A 15,408-nucleotide genomic window follows, 5' to 3' on the forward strand; every position below is an offset into this window, starting at 1 on the left:
ACGTAGTAAACGCGTGGGCAACCGCAGCGACCGCGCGACAGGCGGTCAGGCGGTCAGGCGCTTTGCAGCTCCACCATGTCGGTCGCGCGGCTGGCGAGGTTGCGGTGCATGACGGTCGGCACGAAGCCCTCGTCGCGCAGCGCCCGGGCCATACGCTCCGCACTATAGACCGAACGGTGGCGTCCGCCGGTGCAGCCGAAGGCGATGTGGACGTAGCTTTTGCCCTGTGCGCGGTAGCGCGGCAGCAGGTCGAGCACGAGGTCGCGGATGCGGCCGAAGTTTTCCTCGAACCCGTCGGCGGCGGCGAGATAGTCGGCCACGTCCTCGTCGAGGCCGGTCTGCTCGCGCAGCCCCTCCTGCCAGTGCGGGTTGTCGAGGAAGCGCATGTCGAAGACCAGGTCCGCCAGCGGTGGCATGCCCCGCGCGAAGCCGAAGCTGCTGACCGTGATCGCCAGCACGCCGCCCTGCTGCGTCTCGAAGTTCTGGCGGACGAACTGCTGCAGCTCGTTGGTGGCGAGTTCGCTGGTATCGATGAGCATGTCCGCCCAGCGCCTGAGCGGATCGAGCAGGTCGCGCTCCGCCCGGATACCGTCGATCGCGGTGCGTCCGCGCGCCATCGGGTGGCGCCGCCGGGTCTCGTTGTAGCGGCGTTCGAGCTCGGTATTGTGGCAGTCGATGAACATCGTTGACAGGTCGATATCGTCGCTCTCGCCCAGGCTCTTCACGATGGCGATGACCTCGGCCGGCACGAAGCCGCGGGTGCGCGAATCGAACCCGATGGCGAGCGGGGCGCGTGCCTCGTCCGCGAGGACTTCGCGCACCAGCGGGCGCAGCAGGCGGATGGGGAAGTTGTCGACCGATTCCCAGCCGAGGTCCTCCAGCACGCGCAGCGCGGTCGTCTTGCCCGCGCCGGACATGCCGGTGACCAGCATCAGCTTTTGCGGTTCGGTCATAGCTGCAGGCTCCGTTTGCGCATGCGCATCGCGGCGCAATTCTTGGTTATCATATAGAAGATGATCGCTTCGATACGGTCTGAAGTGCCGTCAAGCGACACTCGTCTCGTCTTCCACGATGGCAGGCAGGGCGAGCACCATGCACGCACCGCGCGCACCGTCGGGCCGATCCTGCGCACTCAGCGTACCGCCATGCGCCTCGGCAATGGTGCGCGCGATGGCGAGGCCGAGACCGGAGTGGTTGCCGAAGCTTTCCTCCTCCGGCCGGTCGGAATGGAAGCGTTCGAACACCTTGGTCCGCGCCTCGGGCGGGATGCCGGGTCCCTCGTCCATCACCATCAGGATCAATGCGTCGCGATCGCGCTCGATCACGACATCGATAACCCCGCCTTCGGACGAGAACGACGCGGCATTGTCGAGCAGGTTGTCGACCACCCGTTCGAGCCGTTCGGGAACGCCCATCACGCGTGCCTCGCCCCCCGTATGCGCGAAAACGATCTCGCAGCCTGCATCGAGGCCGCGATTGCCGCGCCGCTCGATAATGTTTCCGACGAGCGCGGTCAGGTCGACGCGCGCGAAGGTGGCGCGCGACAATTCGGCGTCGATCCGGCTGGCATCGGAAATCTCGGTCACCAGCCGGTCGATCCGCCGCACATCGTGCCGCGCGATTTCGAGCAGCTGCGCGCGCAGCTCCGGATCGTCCACCGAGCCGAGCGATTCGGTCGCGCTGCGCAGGGATGCGAGCGGGTTCTTGATTTCATGGGCAACATCCGCCGCGAAATGTTCGACCGCGTCGATCCGGTGGCGCAGCGCATCGGTCATGTCGGCGATCGCGCGTGCGAGCATCCCGATCTCGTCGCGCCGGTCGGGCAGGCGGGGCACCTGCACCTCGCGCTCGCGCCCCAGCCGCACGCGCTGGGCGGCCTTGGACAGGGTCTGCAGGGGCGTGACGATGGTCCGGGCGAGGAAAAGTGACAGCAGGATCGATGCGACCAGCGCGAAGAACACGCCCGTGCCCAGCGTCGAGCGTGCGTTGCGCACCGATTCGGTAATGTCGATCGCATTGCGCGTCGTCAGCAGGGTGGCGCCCTGCAGGCCGACCGGAGCGGCTGCGGTGATGACGGGCGTGCGATCCGCCGCCTGGCGCAGCTCGATCTGCGATATGCCGAGCTCGCGGGCGCGCTGCAGCTCGGGCCAGGCGTCGGCTTCGTTCGATTCGGGTTCGATATAACGCGGCACGGGCTGGGCGCTGACCATCGTATCGACGATCTGGTCGAGGAAGCGCGCGAAGCGCAGGCCGAAAGGGTCGTCGCTCGGGTCGTCCAGCGTGAAGGTCGGCTCTCCCAGTTCGAAACTGTCGGCCATCAGCTGCCCTTCGGGATCGAACAGCCGCAGGCGCATGTCCTGCTCCTTCGCGATCTGGAGCAGCAGCGCATCCTGCCGCTCGCGAGTGGCGCCCGCCAGCGCCTCGGCGGTGATCTGCGCCTCGATCCGCGCGAGCTTGTAGCGTTCGTCGAGAAGCTGCGCGCGGTAGGAATCGAGATAGACGATCCCGCCGCCCAGCAGCGCCAGCGGCAGGATGTTGACCGCCAGGATACGCGCGGTGAGCGAAAGGCGCGACAGGCCGCCCACCCGTTCCAGCGGGCGCGCGATGCGCCGCACGCCGCCGCCCGGTTCAGCCACGTTCAGCCATCGCTGAAGCTGTAGCCTGCGCCGTAGAGCGTCTCGATCGCGCCGAAGGTCTGATCGACCGCGCGGAACTTGCGGCGCATGCGCTTGATGTGGCTGTCGACCGTGCGATCGTCGACGAAGACGTCGTCGGGATAGGCCGCGTCCATCAGCTGGTTGCGGCTCTTGATCACACCGGGGCGGTGCGCCAGCGCCTCCAGCAACAGGAACTCGGTCACCGTGAGCGAGACGGGCTTGCCATCCCAGGTCACCTGGTGGCGGGCGGGGTCCATGGTGAGGCGTCCGCGACTGAAACTGGCGCGCGACTGGCCCTCTTCGCCCGCGGCCGCCTCACCCTCGGGCGTGCCGTCGTCGAGCCCGCTGCGGCGCAGGATCGCGCGGATCCGTGCGACCAGCAGCCGCAGCGAGAAGGGCTTGGAGATATAATCGTCCGCGCCCATTTCGAAGCCCGCTTCCTCGTCGCGCTCGTCGTCCTTGCTGGTGAGGAAGATGACCGGCAGCGGCGATCGCTCGCGCAGCTTGGCGAGCAATTCCATCCCGTCCATGCGCGGCATCTTGATATCGAACACGGCAAGGTCGGGCGGGTTCTCGGTCAGCGCGCGCAGGGCGGTCTCGCCGTCGGAATAGACGCGGGTTTCGAACCCTTCGGCCTGCAGCGCGATCGAGACCGTGGTGAGGATGTTGCGATCGTCGTCGACCAGCGCGACCACGCGCCGGTCCTTGCGGCGCAAAGGGGATACGGGGTCGGCGTTGTCGTGTGTCTGTTCCATGGCTTTGCTGTCGTACCCGCTTCCTATGCCGTCCGGATTAGCGCCTGTGGCCCCATCCTACAACGCACGCGAGGCGATGGTGCACGGATTGCTCTATGCCCGGTTGCATGGATTTGACGGGGGGCACGACCGAGATTATGCGCAAGCCAGCGACCCCGAGCATTCTTATTGGAAGAGCGCCGCGTCGGCGATCGGCATTGCCTGCCGATGCCGGGATTACGTTTCAATTCAGGAGATTGGCCCCCGTGTCCGCATCACTGTCCCACAGCCTTGCCGACCAGGGCATCGAGACCAACGCCACGATCCACGCCAATCTGGATTCCGCGCAGCTGACCGAGCATGCGCTGGCGAATAACGAAGGCCGCAAGGCCAAGCACGGGCCGCTGGTGGTCGAGACGGGCAAGCACACCGGCCGCAGCGCGAAGGACAAGTTCATCGTGCGCGACACCGAGACCGAGAACACGGTCTGGTGGGACAACAACGCGTCGATGACGCCCGATCACTTCGCCGCGCTCAAGGAAGATTTCCTCGCTGCGGTGGGCGAGAAGGACACGCTTTACGTCGCCGACCTGTTCGGCGGTTCGCAGCCCGAATATCGCGTGAAGGTACGCGTGATCAACGAACTGGCGTGGCACAACCAGTTCATCCGCACGATGCTGGTGCGGCCGAGCGCGGACGAGCTCGAGAGCTTCGTACCCGAATACACGATCATCGACCTGCCCAGCTTCAGGGCCGATCCGGAGCGGCACGGTACGCGCAGCGAGACGGTGGTCGCGGTGAACCTGTCCGAAAAGCTGATCCTGATCGGCGGCACCCAATATGCCGGCGAGATGAAGAAGAGCGTGTTCGGCGTGCTCAACTATCTCCTGCCGCCGCAGGGCGTGATGCCGATGCACTGTTCGGCCAATATCGGTCCGGACGGCAAGACGGCGGTTTTCTTCGGCCTCTCGGGCACCGGCAAGACGACGCTGTCCGCCGATGCCAGCCGCACGCTGATCGGCGATGACGAGCATGGCTGGTCGGACGATGCAGTCTTCAACTTCGAAGGCGGCTGCTACGCCAAGATGATCCGCCTCGACCCCAAGGCCGAGCCGGAGATTTTCGCAACCACGCAGATGGAGGGCACCGTCCTCGAGAACGTGGTGATGGACGAAAACGGCGAGATCGACCTCGACGACAACTCCCTCGCGGAAAACACGCGCGGCGCCTATCCGCTCAGCTCGATCCCCAATACCAGCGAGAAGAACCTCGGCCCGGTGCCGAGCAACGTCGTGATGCTGACCGCCGATGCCTTCGGCGTGCTGCCCCCGATCTCGCGCCTCACGCCCAACCAGGCGATGTACCACTTCCTGTCGGGCTACACCGCCAAGGTGGCGGGCACCGAAATCGGCGTGACCGAGCCCGAGGCGACCTTTTCCACTTGCTTCGGCGCGCCCTTCATGCCGCGCCACCCGAGCGTTTACGGCAACCTGCTGAAAGAGCGGATCGCCAAGGGCGAAGTGCAGTGCTGGCTGCTCAACACCGGCTGGACCGGCGGCAAATACGGCACCGGCCATCGCATGCCGATCAAGGCGACGCGCGCGCTGCTCAATGCCGCGCTCGAAGGCAAGCTGGACGACGTCGAGTATCGCAAGGACCCCAATTTCGGCTTCGACGTGCCGGTGAGCGTGCCTGCGCTGGCCGAAAAGGGCATCGAGCAGACGATCCTGGATCCGCGTTCGACCTGGAGCGACAAAGACGCCTACGACGCGACCGCGCACAAGCTGGTTCAGCTTTTTGTGGACAATTTCAAACCCTTCGCCGATCATGTCGACCAGGGCGTGCGCGATGCCGCGCCGCAGCCTGCCACGCAGGCGGCCTAGCGCCTACCCACCGGTTTCCGAGCTGGAGAGGAGGGGCCCCGCACGGTGAAAGCCGGAGCGGGGCCTCATAAACCCTTTCGGGCCGGTCGACCCTTGTAATGCAACCCGAACCCTAGCTCTCGTCGTCGGGCAGATCTTCGATTTCGAGCTGATCGGCCTGCGCGTCGTAGACAGGGTACCAGGGCGTGCCTTCGGGGATATCGGCCAGCTCTTCGCGATAGCGCGCGGCAGTCTCCGCGAAGCTGCCGCCATGCGGGTTGGTAGCAACCGGCGCCAGCGTCTTCCGGGCCAAGGCGATCTTGCCCTCGTTCGCCTGCATCAGCCCCACGTTCATCGCCAGACTGTGGTCGAAGGGTGCCAGTTGGGACGCCCGCTCGAGCGCGTGGCGTGCGGTTTCGCTGGGCTCGAGGCCGCGTTCCACGAAGCTGCGATAGTAGTAGATCAGCGGCATCGGATGGTCGTTCTCGCGCTGGTTGAGCGCGGAGAACGGCGCCATGGCCGCCGCGTACGCAGCCTCGCGGTCCTGGGCATCGCCAGCCTTGCGAAACAGTGCGAAGCCTTTCTGGACATAGGCGTTGCGACGATCGGGATCGATCGCGATCGCGCGGTCGGCCGCCGCGATGGCGGCATCGTCGTTGCCGGCATCGTATTCCGCCTCGGCCAAGGCGGTGAGCACGCCCGGGTCGTCGGGATACTCCGCCGCAACCTCGCGTGCATCGATCACCAGTTCGGCGGCCTGTTCCGCGTTGACGCCGCGCTGCGATTGCATGCGCACTTCGATCGCGGCGGCCTCGCCCTCGGGCAGTCGGCGAAGTACGATATCGCCTATATCCAGCCGATCGCTTGGGACGGGGACATAATTCATTCTGCTCGACCTGAGATAATCGTCGAGATCGTCGTCGAGCTCGTTCAGGTCGCCGAATGCCGCGCGCGCGGCCTCGATCGACGGCATGCCTTGAAGCAGCATCCGTCCGTAGGCGCTCACTTGGCCTCGCCGTTCGCCGGACAAGGTAAGGTAGTGATAGAGCAGCCAGCTACGCCCGTAGAACGCGTCGTAGCGCCTGCTCCGGTTGCGCTCGTACAGGTCCGGATCGAGAAGCTCGTCGGCAGAGACGTCCACCGCATTGGTGAGTTCGTAGCCGCGATGGTACGCGGGCCGCCCGACCGAGACGCTGCCGTCTCGATCGAAACTGGCCGATGCGAAAAACTCCGCCGCGCCCTCGTTCATCCAGCGTGGCAGGCCGTAGGCGGTCGACGACATCAGGAAATGGTGCGCGTATTCGTGGAGCAGAGTGGTCATCGATTCGCTCAGCTCACCGCCCTTCGAATAGCCGATGTCCTCCACGAAGGCGCGCGACGCGCCCGCGCGCGGAACGTAGAAGCCGCGAATCCAGCGGCTGTCGCTGCCCACGAGATCGCGAATGTCCCTCTGATTTCCCGCGACGAAGATGACCACGCGGTTCGACGGGCTCGGCTTGCCGACCTCGCGGCCCGTCACGAACTCCATCGCCGCGTGATACCGTTCGAGCTGGTCGGCGAATCGGCGCACGTCCCTCTCGCTGTCGTCGGCATAGATCACGAAATGGTCGGTCGAAGCCTCCCACCAGTCGGCCTGCGCCGGGCTGGCAAGCGTGAAGACCGCCAACGCGGCGATGAACCTTGATACAAACGACATTCGAGCCCCCCGATTCGGTCGTCATTCCCGAAGGTTATGGCGGCAGGCACGCCCGAATGCCACCCTGTTCGGCAGGCGGCGGGCGCAATCCCCCCGTCCGCGTATTGCCGGATGAGCGGTGCCGCCTGTAGGATGCGAGTGGTGGCGCGGTGTCGGCTCGCATGGGCCCTTCAGGAGAATGTCATGTGCGAAGGCGTTTGAGGGGCGGCATGATCGCGCGCATGATCCTCCAGCCCATCTTCGCAGCCGCCGTCGCGCTGGCGCCCGCCCTTGCGGTGGCGCAGCAGCCTCCGCAGGACGTTGCAGCTCCGGCGCAGGATGCCGCCCCGGTCATATACGAGGTCGAAGTGGTCGCGCGCTATCCGCACGATCCGCAAGCCTTCACGCAGGGCCTGCTCTGGCACGACGGCCATCTCTACGAGAGCACGGGGCAGCTCGGGCAGTCGCAGATCCGGCGGGTGGACCTCGCCACCGGAGAAGTTCTTGCGGGGCGCGACATACCGGCGGAGCAGTTCGGCGAAGGGCTGGCGCTGTGGGGTGACGAACTGGTCAGCCTCACCTGGAAGGACCGGGTGATCCACCGCTGGACGCTCGACGGTCTCGAGCCAGTGCGCAGCGACCCGTTCCCCTACGAGGGCTGGGGGCTGGCGGTGCTGGGCGACGCGCTGGTGGCATCCGACGGCAGCGATGTGCTGCGCCTTCTCGACCCCCAGACCTACGCGCTGCGGCGCGAGATCGGCGTGACGATCGATGGCCGCCCGGTGCCGCGGATCAACGAGCTCGAAGTGGCCGACGGGCTGATCTGGGCCAACCAGTGGTACAGCCAGGTGATCGTCGCGATCGACCCGGCGGACGGCGCGATCCGCAAGATCGTGGACCTCGGCCCGCTGGTGGACGAAGTTGCCGCGCCCGATCCCGGCGCGGTCCTCAACGGGATCGCCCACGATCCGCAAACCGGGCGCTGGTTCGTCACGGGCAAGCTGTGGCCGACCCTGTTCGAAGTCCGCTTCGTCCCGCGCGGGGAAGCGGCGGCGGACTAGGCCGCCGCGTCGCTCACGCGTTGGAGATGTAGCGCGACACGGTCTTGTCGAGCACGTCGAGAGGCGAATTGCCGCCCAGAATCACCGCCGTGTTGAAGCCCTTGAAGTCGTACGCGCCGCCCATCGCGCGCTTCGCCCGCTCACGCTGGGCGACGATCTGCGAATGGCCGATCTTGTAGCCGCAGGCCTGGCCCGGCCAGCTGCAATAGCGATCGACCTCGCTCGCGACTTCCTCCGCCTTGCTGCCATTGCGCTCGACGAAGAACTGGCGGCCCTGCTCGCGCGTCCAGCGTTTGTGGTGCAGGCCGGTGTCGACCACGAGACGGCAGGCGCGGAAGGCGAGGCTCTGGAGATAGCCCAGCCGCCCGACCTGGAAATCGTCGTATGCGCCCAGCTCGTCGGCGAGCTGCTCGGCATAGAGCGCCCAGCCTTCGGAGAAGGCGTTGAAGGCGAGGATGCTGCGGATCAGCGGCAGGCGATTGGAGAAAGTGCCTTCCCACGCATGGCCCGGGACCGACTCGTGATAGGTCAGGTCGGCAAGGTCGTACTTGCGATGCAGGTCGGTCGTGCGAAGGTTGATCCACATGCGCGCGGGGATCGATCCGTCCTTGCTGCCCGCGCCGCCATAGGCCCCCGGCGCGCCCGGTTCCTCGGCCAGCGGCAGGCGGCGGACCTCGACATTGGGATCGACCAGCTCGTTGAACGCACGCGGCATCTGCGCGGTGATCCAGTCGATCCGGTCATGGATGAAGTCCATGATCTGCTTGCGGCCCGGATCGCCCTCGGCAAACTGGTAGCGCTTGTCGGTGCTCAGCGCCTGCATCCGCTCGCCCACCGTGCCGCTGTCGTAGCCGATATCGCGCAGGATCGGGTCCATCCGCGCGTGGAGCGCATCCAGCTCTTCCAGCCCCTGTTCGTGGATTTCGTCGGGCGACATCGTGGTGGTCGTGCTCGCCTTCAGCGCCCAGGCGTACCATTCCGGTCCGCCCGGCTGGGCCCACATGCCGGCGTTCAAGTTGGCGCGGGCACGCTCTGCCTTCAGTTCGGCGAGCTGGCGCTGCAACGCGGGGACGATCTCGGCGTCGACCACCATGCGCGCGGTTGCCATCGCCGCATCGCGCGCACCCTCGGGCGCTTTTTCCAGCGGTTTGACGTAGTCCTGCGGGGCGGAGGCCACGCTCGCTTCCATCGCGGCGATCGCCTTGTCGAGCAGGAAGTCGGGCGGGATCACGCCCAGCGCGCGTGCCTTTTCCAGCCGTTCGAGCTCGCCGTCGAGCGCGCTGTCCACGCTCTTCAGACGGTCGAGGTAATAGCCGACGTCGGCCTCGTCGGAGAGGGGCTGCGAGGAATCGAGGAAGCGCGGCATGTCGAGATAGGTGCCGACGTTCTGGATGACGACGTAGGGCGCGTTGCGCCAGCTGCCGACCGCGACATCGCCATAGGGCAGGTCGAAGCCTTCGACCGCATTGGAAAAAGCGCTGCGAACCACCTGGTAGCTGGTCTGCTGATCCGGCGTGAGGCCACTTTCGTCGAGCCCGTCCATCTGGTTGACGACCCAGCGCAGGTAGGCGGCATATTCGCGCTGGCCCGCAGGCGACTGGTCTTCCAGCTTGCCGCGAAGGCCCGCATATTCGCCGGTATCGACGCCTAGGCTGGTCGCCCGCTCGGGCTCATACTGCAGCATCCCGTAGGCGACCTGGTCGAGCCATTCGTCGGGCGCCGTGGTCATCGCGCGCAGGCGGGGCGCGGTGCCGGTGGTCGAACATCCCCCGAGGGTGAGGGCGGTGGAGGCGGCGAGCCCGGCGAGGGTCTGGCGGCGAGTGAGCGAGAATGTGTTCATGGAGCAGGTTGATGGAGCGCAGGTGCTTTCCCGTCAATCGTCCAGCCGGTAAGGGAACGCCATGCTCGATATCGTCCTCTCGCTGCTCGTCCTCGCCGCCCTCCTGCTGATCGGGGGCGCGGTGATCCTGTTTCGTCGGGGCTTTCGCAAGCAGGCGGGGCTGATGGTGGTCGCGGCGCTCGTCGCGCTGATGAATGTGGCGATCTGGACCATCCCCGATTCCAGCGGCACGTCGCCGGTCGATGGCGTGCCCGGCGAAAACGGGCCTGCCGGAAGCGGGGATGGCATGTGATCCGACGCGGTCAGTCGGGCAGTTGCCAGAGGACCGCGCTGGAATAGCTGCCCGCGACCGCGCGGCCCTGGCCGTTCTTCGCCGGGTCGAAGCGCGCGCGCCGCGTCACCAGCTGGCAGGTCGCCTGGTCGAGCGCGGAAACGCCCGAGGACCGTGTGACCGTGCAATTCTCCACCCTTCCGCTCGCGCCGACCGACAGGCGGAAGCCGACCTGGCCCGCATAGTCGCGCGAGACCCAGCTCGACCGGTAATCGGCCTGCGTCACCCAGCTGCCGGGATCGTTCGCCGGGCGCGCGGCGACCGGATCGATGCTCGGCGTGGGGCTGGGGGGCGGAGGCGGGGGAGCCAGCGTCGGCGTGACGCTGGGGAGCGGCAAAGGCTGCGGCGGCATCGGCGGGAGGATGATGTCGCTGGTGTCGACCCGCGGCGGATTGGTCGAGACATTGAGCGGAGGCTTGGGTGCAACCACGTCGCGCGACGAGGGCTGGGCGTTCGATGTCGGCTGGGGCTCGGGCGTCGGCGGCGGGGGCGGCGGCTCGACCTTGATCTGGCCGGCGGTCAGGTTCGGAATCTCGGGCGCCGCGAAACCCCCGGTAGTCAGTCCATAGATCAGCAGTGCACCGATTCCGGCATGGATTCCGGCCACCGCGACGATCGCCGTCATCCGGTTCCGGGGCTGGTGTGCATAGCCATAAGCCATTGGCATCTCTCCTGTTTTGTCGGGCGACTTTCCGCCGCATCCAAAAGGGATGTTACACTATTACCATGAACAGATGCTAGATGGTATAACGTTTCAATACGGAACCGAATGGAGACACGGCTTGATGCCTTGCAAAACTGCGGGTTTCAGCTTGGCAGGGAAGGGGCGACCTTCGCCGCCCGCTTCCGTCAGCGGATCGGGCAGGACGGATCGAGGCGGAAATCGAGGTAGTTGTTCACCGCACCCATCATCTCGTCGTGCTCCTTCTCGAAGAAGTGGTTCGCACGCGGGATTTCCTCATGATGGATCGTGATGTGCTTTTGCGTCCGCAGCTTCTCGACCAGCTTGGTAACGGCCGGCGGCGGCACCACCGTATCGGCCGCGCCATGGACGAAGATGCCGCTGGCGGGGCAGGGCGCGAGGAAGCTGAAGTCGTACATGCTCGCCGGCGCGCCGACCGAGATGAAGCCGCGGATTTCGGGGCGGCGCATCAGCAGCTGCATGCCGATCAGCGCGCCGAAGGACACGCCGGCCACCCAGGTGACCTGCGCTTCTTCATGGATCGACTGGATCCAGTCGAGCGCGCTGGCAGCATCGGAGAGTTCGCCGATGCCGTTGTCGAAGCTGCCCTGGCTGCGGCCCACACCGCGGAAATTGAACCGCAGCGTCGCGAAACCGCGATCGACGAAGGTCTTGTACAGGCTCTGCGTAATCCGCTCGTTCATCGTGCCGCCGCCCTGCGGGTGCGGGTGGAGGATCAGCGCGACCGGCGCACGCGGGCGCGGCGGGGGCGAGAAACGGCCTTCGAGGCGGCCTTCGGGACCGGGGAAGATGACGGTGGGCATGGGTGCTGGGATCCGGAAATAGCTGAGCTGGCACAAGCGCCATCGGTTTGGGCGGTGGCGCGCGCGAGGTGGGCGGCTATATAGGCTTTATGCCGCATTTCGCAATTACTTCGAGCATCCGTTGACGCGTTCCCGCATCTATCTGGACCACGCCGCCACCTCGCCGCTGCGGCCCGAGGCGAAGGCTGCGATGGAGGAGGGGTTTGCGATTTGGGCCAACCCGTCCTCCCCGCATGCCGAGGGGCGCAAAGCCAAGCAGGCGCTGGAGGATGCCCGCGCACGGGTGAAGGCTGCGCTGGGATGGGACGGCGAGGTGATCTTTACCAGCGGCGCGAGCGAGGCGCTGTGGATCGCGCTCAACCGCGCGAAGGTGGACCGCCGGATCGTCAGCGCGGTGGAGCATGATGCAGTGTTTCGCGCGGCGCCCGATGCGGAGGTGGTGCCGATTGCCGACATGAAGGCCGAGCTTGCGCGCGAGGCCCTCGACGCAGCGCTCGCAAAGCCGGGCAAGGCAATGGTCGTGATCCAGGCCGTCAACTCGGAAACCGGTACCGAGCTCATCGTGCCCGGCGGCGATCACACACGCGAGATCGTGGATCGGGTTCGCGAAGCTGGCGGGTTGTTCCTTTGCGATTGCTCTCAGAGTGCGGGAAAACGCCGGATACCCGATGTCGATATGGCGGTCGTGTCGTCGCAGAAGCTGGGCGGGCCGATCGGAATCGCCGCCTTGCTCGTTCGCGATTATGCCATGCTGGAACCGACCGGTGGCCACGAACGTGGCTATCGCCAGGGAACCGAGAACATGCCCGCCGCCCTCGGCTTTGCGGCGGCGCTGGAAGCGGGTGGGCAAGAGACTTGGGCCACGGACACCGGACAGCGTCTTGACCTGAGAGACAGTCTCCGTGAGCACGGCGAGCCGCTTATATTCGGACCGCAAAGGTCGTACATCATCGCCGTCGCTCACCCGACCATGAGCGCCCAAGCCCAACTGATCCGGCTCGACGCGATGGGCTTTGCGGTGTCGGCGGGGAGCGCGTGTTCCTCGGGTACGCTCAAGAAGAGCCGCGTGCTCGATGCCTTCGGCGTGCCCGACGATGTCGCCGCGCGCACGATCCGGGTCAGCATGGGGTGGAGCACGACGCCGGAGGAACTGGAAGCGTTTGCTGAGGCCTGGCGGTCGCTTTCGTAACCTCCGTTCGTCCTGAGCCTGTCGAAGGGCGCGTGCCTCTGTTCGCGCTTCGACAAGCTCGGCACGAACGGCTAGTGCCCGTTGGATGATCTACCTCGACTACCAGGCCACCACCCCGCTCGCGCCCGAAGCGCGCGAGGCGATGCTCGCGTGGCTCGGCGGCCCGGATAGCGACACCTTCGGCAATCCGCACAGCCCGCATCGCATGGGCCGCATGGCAGCAGCAGCGGTCGAGGTGGCGCGCGATCAGGTCGCCACGCTGTTCCCTCCCGGCGGACAGGTGATCTTCACCGGTAGCGCGACCGAGGCGATCAATCTCGCGATCCGTGGCAATGCGGCCGTCCGCTCCGGCGAGCACATCGCCTTCAGCGCGATCGAGCACGCGGCGGTGATCGATACGGTCAAGGCGATCGGCAACTGGACCGAGCTGCCGGTCGGGCCGGATGGACTGATCGCGCCCGATGTCGAGATGCCGAAATATGTCGGGCTGATGTGCGTGATGCAGCTCAATAACGAGATCGGCACGATCCAGCCCATCGCCGCGATGGCGGAACGCGCGAAGGAAACCGGCGCGCTGTTGCTGGTCGACGGCGTGCAGGCGGCGGGCAAGATGGCGTTGCCGCCGAAAGCCGACATGATCGCGGTCAGCGCGCACAAGCTCCACGGACCCAAGGGGATCGGTGCGCTGTGGGTGCGCGATGGCCTGTCGCTGATCCCGCATGTCGAGGGGGGCGGGCAGGAGCAGGGCCTGCGCTCGGGCACGCTCTCGCCTGCTTTGTGCGCCGGGTTCGGCGCGGCGGCGGCACTCGCGGTCGAACGGATGGAAGAGGACGCGGCGCATGTCGAAGAGCTGTGGCAGATCGCGCGCGATGCCTTCTCCGGCTGGACGCTCAACGGCAGTGCGGAGCAGCGCTGGCACGGCAATCTCAACATTCGCCGCGATGGTCTGGATGTCGCGCGCCTCATGAGCGAATGCCGCGAGGTCATGTTCTCCGCCGGGTCGGCCTGCGCCAGCGGCTCGGGCCGCACCAGCCATGTGCTGCGCGCGATCGGGCTCAGCGATGCACAGGCGAAATCGTCGATTCGGCTGGGCTGGGGGCGCTATACGACGCGCGACGACATGCAGCGCGCTTGCTCGATCATCCTCGACGCGGCAGACTCGCAAGCATGAAAGTCATCTTTCACAAGGCGGACGGGCAGCGGGTCGAGGCCGAAGCCCAGGCGGGCGATGTGCTGCTCAAGGTGGCGCAAGGGGCCGGGATGCCGCTGGAGGGTACGTGCGAGGGGCAGATGGCATGCTCCACCTGCCACGTGCTGGTCGCCAAGGAATGGTTCGCGCGGCTGCCCGAGGCGAGCGAAGACGAGGAGGACATGCTCGACCTCGCCTACGGCGTACGTCCGACCAGCCGCCTCTCATGCCAGATCGAGCTGACCGACGCGCTCGACGGGCTGGAAGTCACCATCCCCGCCGATGCGCACGATATGAGCCGGGTCTAGCTCAGCAATGGTAGGACACAGTCATGGCGCGTCATTATGAGCGTTACGAGCGCTATAGCTGCGTACGAGAAGGGGAAGAGCTGTTCTAACAAGAAATGATCTCTCAAATCTCCTTTTTGGATTTTATCGCTAAACGCCTGATATGTATTAATGACTGAGTCCATGTCTGAGCGAAGTGCGTGTATCATATCGATGATGGATTCTTGATTTTTCTCGATGGCATGTTCTTTTGAACGTAGCCGAGCTGAAACATTTCGCTTCAATCGTTCGATAGATATTTTTGCGAGTTCGAAATCTCCATCTTCTACCCTTGTATCGGGTATAACTTCTTTGTTTAAATGGTCAATAACAGCAGATATAGGATTACGCTCGGAGATTGTAATAATATCATTCCTCAATCGTAAAATGCCATTATAATTACATTCTGCTTGATAAACTATATTTGATATAAAATTGGTATCTTCAGCCAACATTCCAGGATCGTATTCTTCGACCTCTATTTTAGTGAAAAATTCAGTTTTAAGTTCTGACATCTCGGTCTGAAACTTATCTAAGCTGTTTCTAAAATCTCGTAGGACCATTTCATGGTATAAATTCGATTTTTTATCGTCTACGCTCGAATTCTCGTCTTTGATCCCCGCGGGAGAGTTTCTGAAATTTGCCCGCCGAACTTCCGTCCAGAACGACCAAGCAGCATAAAGCACATAAAAAAATAGGAATGCTGCGATATAACGTATAAGTAGGCTGCCTTGCACCAAAAAGTTTAGATTTAGACTACCACATTTGTCTTGGTTGATTGTTGCAAATGCGAGGAAAAAGGCTGCGGTCGCTCCCCATAGAAGATTTCTTTTGGCGCGGCGAAAATTATCGTCGATTTCGATGACAATTTTGCTGTCACGACTCCCGCCAAAGGCGGATGCCGGGCGCTTCAAACTTCTCCTAAAATATTTCCAGCCGGATGCGAGCATGGGGCAAAGGAAGGACAAACTCGCTAGTTAGACAAGCCAGGTGCGCTCCTTATTTACCAATTTTCATGCCAATCTGGCGTTGGAATAA

Annotated in this window: 14 protein-coding genes; 6 read left to right on the forward strand and 8 right to left on the reverse strand. The window is 64.8% G+C overall.

The features are described from left to right. Positions 1 to 53: 53 nt before the first annotated feature. The 3 genes from rapZ to DL238_RS08530 all read right to left on the reverse strand — a co-directional run bounded on the left by rapZ (position 54) and on the right by DL238_RS08530 (position 3,412). Entirely contained in the window at positions 54 to 953 is a 900-nt protein-coding gene (rapZ, locus tag DL238_RS08520) for an RNase adapter RapZ (protein ID WP_115491862.1), read from the reverse strand. Positions 954 to 1,043: 90 nt separating this feature from the next. Continuing rightward, on the reverse strand, positions 1,044 to 2,636 hold the full coding sequence (locus DL238_RS08525) for a stimulus-sensing domain-containing protein (protein ID WP_234031019.1): 1,593 nt from the start codon (positions 2,634 to 2,636) through the stop codon (positions 1,044 to 1,046). A 2-nt stretch (positions 2,637 to 2,638) separates the two neighbouring features. Beyond that, entirely contained in the window at positions 2,639 to 3,412 is a 774-nt protein-coding gene (locus DL238_RS08530) for a response regulator transcription factor (protein WP_115491863.1), read from the reverse strand. A 245-nt stretch (positions 3,413 to 3,657) separates the two neighbouring features. On the opposite strand from DL238_RS08530, the gene DL238_RS08535 reads away from it, so the two are divergent. Next, positions 3,658 to 5,274, forward strand: coding sequence for a phosphoenolpyruvate carboxykinase (locus DL238_RS08535; RefSeq protein ID WP_115491864.1), 1,617 nt, complete (start codon positions 3,658 to 3,660; stop codon positions 5,272 to 5,274). A gap of 112 nt (positions 5,275 to 5,386) precedes the next feature. Here DL238_RS08535 and DL238_RS08540 read toward each other — a convergent pair whose 3' ends face one another. After that, the gene (locus tag DL238_RS08540) at positions 5,387 to 6,949 is read right to left on the reverse strand and encodes a DUF1570 domain-containing protein (protein WP_115491865.1); all 1,563 of its coding nucleotides are present in this window, start codon (positions 6,947 to 6,949) and stop codon (positions 5,387 to 5,389) included. A gap of 221 nt (positions 6,950 to 7,170) precedes the next feature. Between DL238_RS08540 and DL238_RS08545 the strand changes: the two genes are divergently transcribed. Further along, positions 7,171 to 7,989: a glutaminyl-peptide cyclotransferase gene (locus DL238_RS08545; protein WP_115492848.1), complete on the forward strand. Its 819-nt coding sequence runs from the start codon at positions 7,171 to 7,173 to the stop codon at positions 7,987 to 7,989. A gap of 13 nt (positions 7,990 to 8,002) precedes the next feature. Here the strand turns inward: DL238_RS08545 and DL238_RS08550 are convergent, their stop codons facing one another. After that, positions 8,003 to 9,829, reverse strand: coding sequence for a DUF885 domain-containing protein (locus tag DL238_RS08550; protein WP_115491866.1), 1,827 nt, complete (start codon positions 9,827 to 9,829; stop codon positions 8,003 to 8,005). Between the two features lie 61 nt (positions 9,830 to 9,890). On the opposite strand from DL238_RS08550, the gene DL238_RS08555 reads away from it, so the two are divergent. Beyond that, on the forward strand, positions 9,891 to 10,121 hold the full coding sequence (locus DL238_RS08555) for a hypothetical protein (RefSeq protein ID WP_115491867.1): 231 nt from the start codon (positions 9,891 to 9,893) through the stop codon (positions 10,119 to 10,121). Between the two features lie 10 nt (positions 10,122 to 10,131). Here DL238_RS08555 and DL238_RS16505 read toward each other — a convergent pair whose 3' ends face one another. Both DL238_RS16505 and DL238_RS08565 read right to left on the reverse strand, forming a co-directional pair. Next, positions 10,132 to 10,821 (reverse strand): energy transducer TonB, encoded by a 690-nt coding sequence (locus tag DL238_RS16505; protein ID WP_115491868.1) that lies wholly within the window; start codon positions 10,819 to 10,821, stop codon positions 10,132 to 10,134. Positions 10,822 to 11,009: 188 nt separating this feature from the next. Beyond that, the gene (locus DL238_RS08565; protein ID WP_010238692.1) at positions 11,010 to 11,666 is read right to left on the reverse strand and encodes an alpha/beta hydrolase; all 657 of its coding nucleotides are present in this window, start codon (positions 11,664 to 11,666) and stop codon (positions 11,010 to 11,012) included. 121 nt (positions 11,667 to 11,787) lie between these two features. On the opposite strand from DL238_RS08565, the gene DL238_RS08570 reads away from it, so the two are divergent. The 3 genes from DL238_RS08570 (at position 11,788) to DL238_RS08580 (ending at position 14,352) form a co-directional block, all read left to right on the forward strand. Next, positions 11,788 to 12,855: a cysteine desulfurase family protein gene (locus DL238_RS08570; RefSeq protein WP_115491869.1), complete on the forward strand. Its 1,068-nt coding sequence runs from the start codon at positions 11,788 to 11,790 to the stop codon at positions 12,853 to 12,855. 85 nt (positions 12,856 to 12,940) lie between these two features. Continuing rightward, the gene (locus DL238_RS08575) at positions 12,941 to 14,026 is read left to right on the forward strand and encodes a cysteine desulfurase family protein (RefSeq protein WP_115491870.1); all 1,086 of its coding nucleotides are present in this window, start codon (positions 12,941 to 12,943) and stop codon (positions 14,024 to 14,026) included. Continuing rightward, a complete protein-coding gene (locus DL238_RS08580; protein WP_115491871.1) occupies positions 14,023 to 14,352 on the forward strand; it encodes a 2Fe-2S iron-sulfur cluster-binding protein in 330 nt (109 codons plus the stop codon). The genes DL238_RS08575 and DL238_RS08580 overlap by 4 nt, the downstream gene beginning before the upstream one ends. Here DL238_RS08580 and DL238_RS15920 read toward each other — a convergent pair. Further along, positions 14,349 to 15,320: a hypothetical protein gene (locus DL238_RS15920; RefSeq protein ID WP_147291001.1), complete on the reverse strand. Its 972-nt coding sequence runs from the start codon at positions 15,318 to 15,320 to the stop codon at positions 14,349 to 14,351. The genes DL238_RS08580 and DL238_RS15920 overlap by 4 nt on opposite strands. Positions 15,321 to 15,408: the final 88 nt, after the last annotated feature.

Origin of the sequence: Alteriqipengyuania lutimaris (genome assembly GCF_003363135.1) — a bacterium.
GTDB lineage: Bacteria > Pseudomonadota > Alphaproteobacteria > Sphingomonadales > Sphingomonadaceae > Alteriqipengyuania > Alteriqipengyuania lutimaris.

Coding starts and splice junctions, on each gene's coding strand:
- rapZ (WP_115491862.1), bottom strand. CDS start 953: ATGACCGAACCGCAAAAGCTGATGCTGGTCACCGGCATGTCCGGCGCG.
- DL238_RS08530 (WP_115491863.1), bottom strand. CDS start 3,412: ATGGAACAGACACACGACAACGCCGACCCCGTATCCCCTTTGCGCCGC.
- DL238_RS08540 (WP_115491865.1), bottom strand. CDS start 6,949: ATGTCGTTTGTATCAAGGTTCATCGCCGCGTTGGCGGTCTTCACGCTT.
- DL238_RS08545 (WP_115492848.1), top strand. CDS start 7,171: ATGATCCTCCAGCCCATCTTCGCAGCCGCCGTCGCGCTGGCGCCCGCC.
- DL238_RS08550 (WP_115491866.1), bottom strand. CDS start 9,829: ATGAACACATTCTCGCTCACTCGCCGCCAGACCCTCGCCGGGCTCGCC.
- DL238_RS08555 (WP_115491867.1), top strand. CDS start 9,891: ATGCTCGATATCGTCCTCTCGCTGCTCGTCCTCGCCGCCCTCCTGCTG.
- DL238_RS16505 (WP_115491868.1), bottom strand. CDS start 10,821: ATGGCTTATGGCTATGCACACCAGCCCCGGAACCGGATGACGGCGATC.
- DL238_RS08565 (WP_010238692.1), bottom strand. CDS start 11,666: ATGCCCACCGTCATCTTCCCCGGTCCCGAAGGCCGCCTCGAAGGCCGT.
- DL238_RS08575 (WP_115491870.1), top strand. CDS start 12,941: ATGATCTACCTCGACTACCAGGCCACCACCCCGCTCGCGCCCGAAGCG.
- DL238_RS08580 (WP_115491871.1), top strand. CDS start 14,023: ATGAAAGTCATCTTTCACAAGGCGGACGGGCAGCGGGTCGAGGCCGAA.
- DL238_RS15920 (WP_147291001.1), bottom strand. CDS start 15,320: ATGCTCGCATCCGGCTGGAAATATTTTAGGAGAAGTTTGAAGCGCCCG.